This is a genomic window from Micromonospora sp. NPDC047187, assembly GCF_040643355.1.
GTDB lineage: Bacteria > Actinomycetota > Actinomycetes > Mycobacteriales > Micromonosporaceae > Micromonospora > Micromonospora salmantinae.
The window spans coordinates 23,774-33,852 of sequence record NZ_JBEYUF010000041.1 but is presented as its reverse complement, the minus strand read 5'-3'; the positions used below and the strand labels follow the sequence as shown (position 1 = coordinate 33,852).

7 protein-coding genes and 1 pseudogene are annotated in these 10,079 nt (G+C 71.5%); 4 read left to right on the top strand and 4 right to left on the bottom strand.

Annotated features, from left to right (window positions below):
* Positions 1 to 102 precede the first annotated feature (102 nt).
* The 3 genes and pseudogenes from ABZ794_RS32965 to mraZ form a co-directional block, all read right to left on the bottom strand.
* Entirely contained in the window at positions 103 to 708 is a 606-nt protein-coding gene (locus ABZ794_RS32965) for a hypothetical protein (RefSeq protein WP_357519313.1), read from the bottom strand.
* 63 nt (positions 709 to 771) lie between these two features.
* Positions 772 to 1,809, bottom strand: a pseudogene (gene rsmH / locus ABZ794_RS32960) (16S rRNA (cytosine(1402)-N(4))-methyltransferase RsmH); the annotation flags it as partial.
* Positions 1,810 to 2,015: 206 nt separating this feature from the next.
* Positions 2,016 to 2,447, bottom strand: coding sequence for a division/cell wall cluster transcriptional repressor MraZ (gene mraZ / locus ABZ794_RS32955; protein WP_030488958.1), 432 nt, complete (start codon positions 2,445 to 2,447; stop codon positions 2,016 to 2,018).
* Positions 2,448 to 2,802: 355 nt separating this feature from the next.
* Between mraZ and ABZ794_RS32950 the strand changes: the two genes are divergently transcribed.
* The 3 genes from ABZ794_RS32950 to ABZ794_RS32940 are packed head-to-tail and all read left to right on the top strand — an operon-like array spanning position 2,803 to position 5,442.
* On the top strand, positions 2,803 to 4,050 hold the full coding sequence (locus ABZ794_RS32950; protein ID WP_091407686.1) for a MurT ligase domain-containing protein: 1,248 nt from the start codon (positions 2,803 to 2,805) through the stop codon (positions 4,048 to 4,050).
* Positions 4,040 to 4,759 (top strand): glutamine amidotransferase, encoded by a 720-nt coding sequence (locus tag ABZ794_RS32945; protein ID WP_091407683.1) that lies wholly within the window; start codon positions 4,040 to 4,042, stop codon positions 4,757 to 4,759. The genes ABZ794_RS32950 and ABZ794_RS32945 overlap by 11 nt, the downstream gene beginning before the upstream one ends.
* Positions 4,756 to 5,442 carry a VTT domain-containing protein gene (locus tag ABZ794_RS32940; RefSeq protein ID WP_210785714.1) on the top strand — a complete coding sequence of 229 codons (687 nt, stop codon included), beginning with the start codon at positions 4,756 to 4,758 and terminating at the stop codon, positions 5,440 to 5,442. The genes ABZ794_RS32945 and ABZ794_RS32940 overlap by 4 nt, the downstream gene beginning before the upstream one ends.
* 336 nt (positions 5,443 to 5,778) lie before the next feature.
* Here the strand turns inward: ABZ794_RS32940 and leuS are convergent, their stop codons facing one another.
* Positions 5,779 to 8,619, bottom strand: a complete 2,841-nt coding sequence (gene leuS, locus ABZ794_RS32935; protein ID WP_210785715.1) for a leucine--tRNA ligase — start codon at positions 8,617 to 8,619, stop codon at positions 5,779 to 5,781.
* A gap of 404 nt (positions 8,620 to 9,023) precedes the next feature.
* Between leuS and ABZ794_RS32930 the strand changes: the two genes are divergently transcribed.
* Positions 9,024 to 10,079, top strand: coding sequence for a MoxR family ATPase (locus tag ABZ794_RS32930; RefSeq protein ID WP_091407670.1), 1,056 nt, complete (start codon positions 9,024 to 9,026; stop codon positions 10,077 to 10,079).

Genomic DNA, 10,079 nt, shown 5'->3' with positions numbered 1-10,079 from the left:
GGGGGGGGGGGGGTCGCCGCGGGGGGGCCCGGAATCTCTTGCTGCCCGGGCGGGGGCCCCGGTCGGGCCCCGGCGCGGCTCGTCCGACCTTGGTGGCACCGGTCAGCCTCCTGCACCCTGGCTGGTCACCGACGGCTGGCCGTTCGCCGGCTGCGGCACACCGATGGTCTTGCCGTCCGGCAGCCGGATGTAGCCCGGCTCGCCGGCGTCGACCAGGCCCAGCCGCTTCGCGTTGGCGGTCAGGTTGCCCGGCGCCTCGGCGTCGGCGATCTGCTTGTCCAGTTGCTGCTTCTCCAGGTCCAGTCGAGCCTGCTGCTGCTGCAACCGCTCCAGCCGGAACGCGTTCTCATTGATCTTGGTGTTGACCGCCAGGATGCCCAGCACCCCACCGACCACCAGCACCACGATCAGCGCCGCGAACGGCGCACGCGGCACCGAGATCGGCGGCGGCGGCGCCACCCGCAGCCGCGGCGGCCGGGCGCTGGTCGCGCTGGCGGCCTTCTCGACCGGTCGCAGCGCGGCCGTGCCCTGAGTCGGGAACTCGCGCGCCCCCCGGGCGCGAGTCTCCCCCTGCCGATTCGTTCGATCGATGCGTGGCGTACCGTTTCCGAGGCGCGGAGCCCGCGCCGCCGCGATCCGGCCCCCCGACCGCGGTGCGCGCTGCCCGCCGCCGGTGACGTCCCGGCGGTCGCGCTTGTCAATGCTCATGTCCCCTCCCCCTCAACATCCGTCCCTCTAGCCGTCCCGGTGCCCCTGACCCCCCACGGATCAGGCGGACCCCGTGCCCGGTTGGTGCATTCCCTTCACCCGTCGGCGAGACCGTTCGCGGTCGGTCCGCCCCTGCTCTGTCGCGTTCGGGTCGAGTCGCTCCGCGGCCCGCAGCCGCACCGAGGCGGCCCGCGGGTTCGCGGCGACCTCCGCCTCCCCCGGCAGTTCGGCGCCCCGGCTGAGCAGCCGGAACGTCGGACCGGACCCGGGAAGCTCGACCGGGAGGTCAATCGGGCCCTTACTGCGGACCCGGTCCGTGAGGGCCGCCTTGGTGAGCCGGTCCTCCAGCGAGTGGTAGGACAGGACCACCATGCGACCGCCCACGGTCAGTGCGTCGAGTGCGGATGGCAACGCTGTCTCCAGCGCTGCCAGCTCTCTGTTTACCTCGATCCGTAAAGCCTGAAACGTTCTCTTTGCCGGGTGCCCACCCGTTCGTCGGGCTGGCGCGGGAATGGAGTCCCGAACCAGCTCCGCCAGCAGCGCGGACGAGGTGATCCGGGCCCGCTCCCGCTGCCGGATGATCGCCGAGGCGATCCGACCGGCGAACTTCTCCTCGCCGTAGACCCGCAGCACCCGGGCCAGGTCCGGATGCGCGTACGTGTTGACCACCTCTTCGGCGGTCACCCCCCGGGTCTGGTCCATCCGCATGTCCAACGGCGCGTCCTGGGCGTACGCGAACCCTCGGTCGGGCGCGTCCAACTGCAACGACGAGACACCCAGGTCGAACAGGATGCCGTCGATGGCCGGATAGCCCAGCCGGTCCAGCACGTCCGGCAACTCGTCGTAGACGGCGTGCTCCAGGTGCACCCGATCGGCGAACCGGGCCAGCCGGACCCGCGCGTGAGCGAGCGCCTCGGTGTCCCGGTCGAGCCCGATCAGGACCGTCTCCGGATGCGCCTCGAGCACCGCCTCCGCATGCCCGGCGAGACCGAGCGTCGCGTCGACGTAGACCGTCCGGCCGCCTCGACCCAGCGCGGGGGCCAGCAGCTCGAGACACCGCTCGAGCAGCACCGGCACGTGCGTGCCGCGCAACTCCCCCATGATGACCCCCACTGGTTGAAACGTCCGTTCTTCTCGTGCGCCTGTCGTCGGACGGCGCTGCCGTCGTACCGCCAGATCCCCATCCGCTCCCGCCTGACACCGGACCGTCGCCCAATGACTGGATCGTGCGCCTGGCACCGGGGAAGTGATGCCAGGAACTCGAAAGCGGCTGGAGATCTCGCAGTACGTCGGGCGCCGTTACCGCCCTACAGACCGCCGGGCAGCACCCCCTCCTCGATGTCGGCGAAGTCGTCTTCGCTCTCGGCGAGGTAGGTCTCCCAGGCGACCTTGTCCCAGATCTCCACCCGCGTGCTCGCGCCGATCACCACCAACTCGCGGTCCAGTGCGGCATAGGCCCGCAGGTGAGCCGGAATGGTCACCCGACCCTGCTTGTCTGGAACCTCGTCGTGCGCGCTGGCGAAGAAGACCCGGCTGTAGGCCCGGGCCGCCTTGTGGGTCATCGGCTGTGCGCGCAACTGCTCCGCGATCCGCTGGAACTCAGGGGTCGGGAAGACGTAGAGGCAGCGCTCCTGCCCTTTGGTGACCACGACACCCCCCGCCAGCTCATCCCGGAACTTGGCCGGAAGGATCAACCGGCCCTTTTCGTCCAGGCGCGGAGTGTGGGTGCCGAGAAACATCGGCCCAACCCCCTCGCCCCTGAGCGGCGTTCGCGGCGCCGCTGACCCCCCGGGCCGGTGAGCCCTCCCGGCCTCACCATTGGTCCCCACTCTACTCCACTTCCCTCCACCCGCAACCAAATTCGCCCGCGTGGCGCGCCCGACCCGGCGACAAAACCGCACGTCACAAGGGGTGGAGCGGAGTGGAGGGCTCCGGCCGCCCCTCGGCGTGGTCCGCTTTCCGACATAGATCGACTCCGTCCGGGGGACGCCGACCCGGCCGCCCGCGCAACCACCACGGCCGAACGGTTCACCGTCGGCGGCGATCTGGTGGGGCCGGCGGTCCGGTAACCTCGCTCGCGTGACGGACGCGAAAATGCCCCTACGGGCCAAGGTGGCCAGCTCCGTGTCACGGACCGCCGCGGCGCTCTCCCGGGCCGCCGGCCGTGGCGACGGTTCGGTGATCGGCGGGTGGATCGGCCTGAAGATCGACCCGGACCTGCTGGCCCACCTGTCGGCCGGGCGCGCGATCGCGCTCGTCTCCGGCACCAACGGCAAGACCACCACCACCCGGTTGACCTCCGCCGCGGTCGGCGTGCTCGGCCGGGTCGCCACCAACTCGTTCGGCGCCAACATGCCCAGCGGGCACACCTCGGCGCTGGCCAAGGCCGGCAGCACCCCGTACGCGGTGCTGGAGGTCGACGAGCACTACCTGGCGCAGGTGCTGGAGGCGACCGAGCCGCACGTTGTCGCGCTGCTGAACCTCTCCCGCGACCAGCTCGACCGCGCCAAGGAGGTCGCCATGATGGCGCAGCTCTGGCGCGCGGCGCTGGTCCGGCACACGGACGTACGGGTGGTGGCCAACGCCGACGACCCGCTGGTGGTGTGGGCCGCCACCCCACCGGGCGACCCCGCCCGGGGCATCAACCCGCCGCACGTGACGTGGTTCAGTGCCGGCCAACGCTGGCACGACGACTCCTGGGTCTGCCCGGAGTGCGGCTCCACCATCCAGCGCTCCGGCGAGCAGTGGTGGTGCACCGGCTGCCCGCTACGCCGACCGGAGCCGCACTGGGTCGTCGAGGACGAGGGCGTGCTCGACCCCACCGGCGCCTGGCACAAGGTCTCCCTCCAACTGCCCGGCAAGGTCAACCTCGGCAACGCGGCGACCGCGCTGGCGGTGGCCGCCGAGTTCGGCGTCCGCCCGGTCGACGCGGTGTCCCGCCTCGGCATCGTCACCTCGGTGGCCGGCCGCTACGCCCAGGTCGACAAGGACGGGCGCAACATCCGGCTGCTGCTGGCCAAGAACCCGGCCAGTTGGCTGGAGGCGTTCGACATGGCCGACGACGCGCCGACCCTGCTCTCCATCAACGCGCGCGACCCCGACGGCCTGGACACCTCCTGGCTCTACGACGTCGACTTCGCCCCGCTCCGCGGCCGGCAGGTGTTGATCACCGGCGACCGGGCATACGACCTGGCGGTTCGACTGGACGTCAACGACGTGCCGTTCCAGCACGTCCGCACGTTCGACGACGCACTCCGGTCGGTCCCGCCCGGGCGGCTGGAGGTCATCGCGAACTACACCGCGTTCCAGGACATCCGAGCGGAGTTGGACCGTGTCATCTGAGAGTCTGCGCATCGTCTGGATCTACCCCGACCTGCTCTCCACCTACGGAGACCGGGGCAACGCCCTGATCCTCGCCCGGCGGGCCCGGCAGCGTGGGATGCCGGTCGAGGTGTTGGAGGTCCGCTCCGACGAGCGACTGCCCGCGACCGCCGACATCTACCTGGTCGGTGGCGGCGAGGACGGCCCGCAGGCGCTCGGCGCCCAGCGGCTGCTGGCCGACGGCGGCCTGCACCGCGCCGTCGCGCAGGGCTCGGTGGTGTTCGGCGTCTGCGCCGGCTACCAGCTGCTCGGCACCTCGTTCTTCGCCAAGGGTGTGCAGTGCCGCGGGCTGGAGCTGCTCGACCTGCGGTCCGACCGGGGCGAGAGCCGGGCCGTGGGCGAGCTGGCCGGTGAGATCGACCCCCGGCTGGGCCTGCCCCCGCTGACCGGTTTCGAGAACCACGGCGGCCGCACCCACCTCGGTCCGGAGGTGTCCCCGTTGGCCCGGGTCACCGCCGGGGTGGGCAACGACGGCGCCACCGAGGGCGCGTGGCGCGGCAAGCTGCTGGGCACCTACTCGCACGGGCCGGCGCTGGCTCGCAACCCGGCCCTGGCCGACCTGCTGCTGCGCTGGGCCACCGGGGCACACCAGCTCCCGCCGTTGGACGACACCTGGTCGGACCGGCTCCGCAACGAGCGCCGCTCCGCGGTGGCCGCCGCCCGGGCATGATCCGTGCCGTCCGACGGCTGCTCCGGCAGCCGTCGGCCGCCCGGTTCGCCCTGCTCGTGCTGCTGATCGGCGGGTGCGGGTTACTGCTGCTGCTGGTGCCCCGGCCGGATCCGGCGCAGTTACCGCTGGTCGCCGACCGGCTGGGCGACCTCGCTCCGGTGGCGGCGATCCTCGGTGGCGCGCTGCTGCTGGTCGCGCTGGTGCCCCGGACCTTCATCACGCTCGCCGCAGGTGCGATCTTCGGCCCGCTGGAGGGCGCCGCGTACGCCCTCGGCGCCGCGCTGGTGGCGGCGGCGATCGGGTTCACTGTCGGCCGGTTGCTCGGGCGGGAGTTCGTGGCCGAACGGGTCCGCGGTCGCCTGGCCAGCCTCGACGGCTGGTTCGCCCGGCAGAGCGTGCTCGGTGTGGTCACCGTCCGGCTGCTGCCGATCGCCGGCTTCGGCCTGGTCAGCTACGGCTACGGCACGACCGGCGCCCGAGTGCTGCCGTTCCTCGCCGGCAGCGTGATCGCGTCCGCGCCGACCGCCTTCGGCTACGCGGCGATCGGCGCGGCGGTCAGCTCCCCCGGCCACGTCAACTGGTACGCCGCCGCCCCGGCCAGCCTCGGCCTGATCGCCAGCCTGGTGCTCATCCACCAGTGGTGGCGCGCCGAACGCCGCCGCCGTCGCACCATGCCGGTCTGAACCGCGGACTTCCTCTTCCGGCCCCCGTTGCGCGACGGGAAGCTCGCCGTCACCAGGATCCTCGGCGAGGAACAACTCGGACCCCGCACAGCAGCACGCGTACTCGCTGCTCCGCGCGGACCGGCTGCCGCCACTGCCGCCCTGCCCGTGACCACCGGAGCGCAACCGTCGGGTGGCTGGTCTGGCTGATCCGGCGACTGCACGAGCCGGTTGTGCGGAGACCGGCGGGGGACACGCCGGAGAGCGTTATGACTCGGAGGCATATTTATGCCCCTGAGTCATAACGCTCACCGCGGTGCCCGCCTCCGTGGACGTCACGGTGCGTATCGCTCGCAGTCAGGCGACGACCGAGACCATCCGGCCCTTGACCACGATGACCTTGCGCGGTTCCTTCCCGTTCAGGGTCGCCGCCACCGCGTCCAGGGCCGCCGCGCGGACGACCTCCTCGGAGGCGTCGGCGGGGACCTCGATGCGACCACGGACCTTGCCGTTGACCTGCACCGGGTAGGTCACCGTGTCGGCCACCAGCAGCGCCGGGTCGGCGGTCGGGAAGTCCGCGTACGTCAGCGAGGTGTCGTGGCCCAGCTTGCGCCACAACTCCTCGGCCACGTGCGGGGCGAACGGCGCCACCATCAGCACCAGCGGCTCGGCCACCTCGCGGGGCGTCGCCGACAGTCGGGTCAGCCCGTTGGTCAGCTCGATCAGCTTGGCGATCGCTGTGTTGAACCGGATGCCGTCCATGTCGCCACGGACGCCGTCGATCACCTTGTGCAGCAGCCGGCGGGTCGCCTCGTCGGCCGGGTCCTCGGTGATCCGCAGGGCACCGGTCTGCTCGTCGACGACGGCCCGCCACACCCGCTGCAGGAACCGGTACGAGCCGACCACCGCCCGGGTCTCCCACGGGCGGGAGACCTCCAGCGGGCCCATCGACATCTCGTACACCCGGAAGGTGTCCGCGCCGTAGGCGGCACACATGTCGTCGGGCGTCACCACGTTCTTCAGCGACTTGCCCATCTTGCCGTACTCGCGGTTGACCGCCAGGTCACCCAGGTAGTAGGCGCCGTCGCGCTCGAAGACCTCCTCGGCCTGCACGTAGCTGCCGCGCGAGTCGGTGTACGCGTACGCCTGGATCATGCCCTGGTTGAACAGCTTGCGGAACGGCTCGAACGACGACACGTGCCCCAGGTCGAACAGCACCTTGTGCCAGAACCGCGCGTACAGCAGGTGCAGCACGGCGTGCTCGGCGCCACCGACGTACAGGTCGGTGCCCCCGCAGTCGCCGTCGGCGCGCGGACCCATCCAGTACCGCTCGTTCTCCGCGTCGACGAACCGCTCGCTGTTTGTCGGGTCCAGGTAGCGCAGCTCGTACCAGCAGGAGCCGGCCCACTGCGGCATCACGTTGGTTTCCCGGGTGTAGCGCTTCGGTCCGTCACCCAGGTCCAGTTCGACCTCGACCCAGTCGCGCCGCCGCGACAGCGGGGTCTCCGGGTTGCTGTTGGCGTCGTCGGCCTCGAACGTCTTCGGGGAGAAGTCGTCGACCTCCGGCAGCTCGACCGGCAGCATCTCCTCCGGCAGGGCGATGGCCGCGCCGGTCTCGTCGTAGACGATCGGGAACGGCTCGCCCCAGTAACGCTGCCGGGAGAACAGCCAGTCGCGCAGCCGGTAGGTCACCGCGCCGGCGCCGTGCCCGTTCGCCTCCAGCCAGGCGATGATCGCCGCCTTGGCGTCGGCGACCCCCATGCCGTTCAGGTCCAGGCCGCGCTCGGGCGCGGCGCTGTTGATCGCCGGGCCGTCCCCGGTGTACGCCTTGCCGTCGAAGCCCTCCGCGGGCTGCACGGTACGGACGATGGGCAGCTCGAAGACCTCGGCGAACGCCCAGTCCCGCTCGTCCTGCGCCGGCACCGCCATGATCGCGCCGGTGCCGTAGCCGGCCAGCACGTAGTCGGCGATGAAGATCGGGATCTGCCCACCGGTGACCGGGTTGGTGGCGTACGCGCCGATGAAGACGCCGGTCTTCTCCTTGCTGTCGGACTGCCGCTCGACGTCGGTCTTGGCGGCCGCCGCCTTGCGGTACGCCTCGACGGCCTCCCGGGGGCTGGCGTGCCCGCCGGTCCAGGCGTCCCTCGTCCCGTCCGGCCAGCTGGCCGGCGCCAGCGCGTCGACCAGCTCGTGCTCGGGCGCCAGCACCATGTAGGTGGCACCGAAGACGGTGTCCGGGCGGGTCGTGAACACCCGCACCGGCGCCGCGCTGGTCGGGAAGTCGATGTGGGCGCCGATGGAGCGGCCGATCCAGTTGCGCTGCATCAGCTTGATCGGCTCGGGCCAGTCCAGGCTGTCCAGGTCGTCCAGCAGCCGGTCACCGTACGCGGTGATCCGCATCATCCACTGCTTCAGGTTGCGCTTGAAGACCGGGAAGTTGCCCCGCTCGGAACGGCCGTCGGCGGTGACCTCCTCGTTGGCCAGCACGGTGCCCAGCCCCGGGCACCAGTTCACCGGCGCCTGCGAGACGTACGCCAGGCGGTGGTCGTCGACGACCTGGCGGCGCTCGGCGACGCTCAGCTCGGCCCAGGCGCGGCCGTCCGGGGTGGGCCGGTTACCGCCCTCGAACTCGGCGATCAGCTCGGCGATCGGACGGGCCCGGTTGGCGTCGCGGTCGTACCAGGAGTTGAAGATCTGCAGGAAGATCCACTGGGTCCAGCGGTAGAAGTCGGTGTCGATGGTGGCCACCGAGCGACGCTCGTCGTGCGCCAGCCCCAGCCGGCGCAGCTGCGCCTTGTACCGCTCGATGTTCGCGACGGTGGTGGTCCGGGGGTGGGTGCCGGTCTGCACCGCGTACTGCTCGGCGGGCAGGCCGAACGCGTCGAAGCCCATCGCGTGCAGCACGTTGCGGCCGGCCATCCGCTGGTAGCGGGCGTAGCAGTCGGTGCCGATGTAGCCCAGCGGGTGGCCGACGTGCAGGCCCGCCCCGGAGGGGTACGGGAACATGTCCAGCACGTACAGCTTCTCCGCGCCAGCGCGTGGGTGGGTCGGGTCGGCCAGCGGGCCGGTCGGGTTCGGTGCGTGGAAGGTGCCCTCGCGCGCCCAGCTGTCCTGCCAACGAATCTCGATCTCGTCGGCCAGGGCCGCGGTGTACCGGAACGGGGGAATGTCGCCCGCCGGTGCGGCTGCCTCACTCATCGTCTCTCCTCGCTTCGCTTCGCTTCGTCTCGGCACCACCGGGCCGGGCCGGCGGCGGGCACAAAAAAGCCCCTCGCGCAGGAGGGGCCGCCGTGCTGTCGCTGGGTTCAGCGCATCAGCACGGCCCGGTAAGAAGCAGGAAGACTCCGGCCATGCCCCGCAGTGTACCTCTTCCACGGTTCGCCCTGCCCGGCCCCCGGGCGGTGTCGAACCCGTTCCCCCGAGCTGGCGAATATCGGTGCGTAACCGACGGACTACCTGCGGGGGTCGGCGATAACGACAAACATGGTTAGCCTGAGAGACTAGTGAGATTCCTGCGGCAAACGAGGCTCGACGTCGCGAACCCAACGGCGGGTCCAGGTGCTCTCTAGAGAGCTGCCGTGACGGCGACGAGGAGGAGGCCCGTGACACAACAGACCTGGGACGAGGTGGGCGGCCTGTTGCCGCACGACGAGTTCCGCGCCGCCAGCGAGGCCATCGTGGCCAACATCGAGCAGGTCATCGAGGGTAAGACCGCCACCGTGCGGCTCGCCCTGGCCGTCCTGCTCGCCGAGGGTCACCTCCTGATCGAAGACGTCCCGGGTGTCGGCAAGACCAAGCTTGCCAAGGCCCTCGCCCGGTCCATCGACTGCACAGTGCGACGGATCCAGTTCACCCCCGACCTGCTGCCCAGCGACGTCACCGGGGTCAGCGTCTACAACCAGGAGACGCACGACTTCGAGTTCCGCCCCGGTGCCGTGTTCGCCAACCTGGTGGTCGGCGACGAGATCAACCGGGCCTCGCCGAAGACCCAGTCGGCGTTGCTGGAGTGCATGGAGGAGCGGCAGGTCACCGTCGACGGGGTGACGTACCAGCTCCAGACCCCGTTCATGGTGATCGCCACCCAGAACCCGATCGAGATGGAGGGGACCTACCCGCTGCCGGAGGCGCAGCGCGACCGGTTCACCGCCCGCATCGCTATGGGTTACCCGGACTCCAACGCCGAGCTGGCCATGCTCGACGGGCACGGCGCCACCGACCCGCTGCACGAGCTGCGCGCGGTCTCCGACGCGGCCATCGTCCGGCAGCTGATCGCCACCGTCCGGCAGGTGCACGTGGCGGACGCGGTCAAGCAGTACGCGATCGACCTGGTCACCGCCACCCGCGAGGCCCCCGACCTGCGGCTCGGCGCGTCCCCCCGGGCGACCCTGCAACTGTTGCGCACCGCCCGGGCGGTCGCCGCCCTGGAGGGCCGCGACTACGTCCTCCCCGACGACCTGCAGGCCCTGGCGGTGCCGGTGCTCGCCCACCGGATCATCCCGACCGCCGACGCGCAGCTCGCCCGGCGCACCACCGACGCGATCGTCTCCGAGCTGGTGCACCGCCTGCCGCTGCCACACGACCGGCAGCGCAACCCGTACGACACCCGGCCCCCCGCCACCGGCAACGGTCGCGCACCCTACGAGCCGCGGAGGCCATGA

Excerpts from the sequence above, each read along its gene's own strand:
- ABZ794_RS32965 (WP_357519313.1), bottom strand. The coding sequence starts at position 708 with ATGAGCATTGACAAGCGCGACCGCCGGGACGTCACCGGCGGCGGGCAG.
- mraZ (WP_030488958.1), bottom strand. The coding sequence starts at position 2,447 with ATGTTTCTCGGCACCCACACTCCGCGCCTGGACGAAAAGGGCCGGTTG.
- leuS (WP_210785715.1), bottom strand. The coding sequence starts at position 8,619 with ATGAGTGAGGCAGCCGCACCGGCGGGCGACATTCCCCCGTTCCGGTAC.
- ABZ794_RS32950 (WP_091407686.1), top strand. The coding sequence starts at position 2,803 with ATGCCCCTACGGGCCAAGGTGGCCAGCTCCGTGTCACGGACCGCCGCG.
- ABZ794_RS32940 (WP_210785714.1), top strand. The coding sequence starts at position 4,756 with ATGATCCGTGCCGTCCGACGGCTGCTCCGGCAGCCGTCGGCCGCCCGG.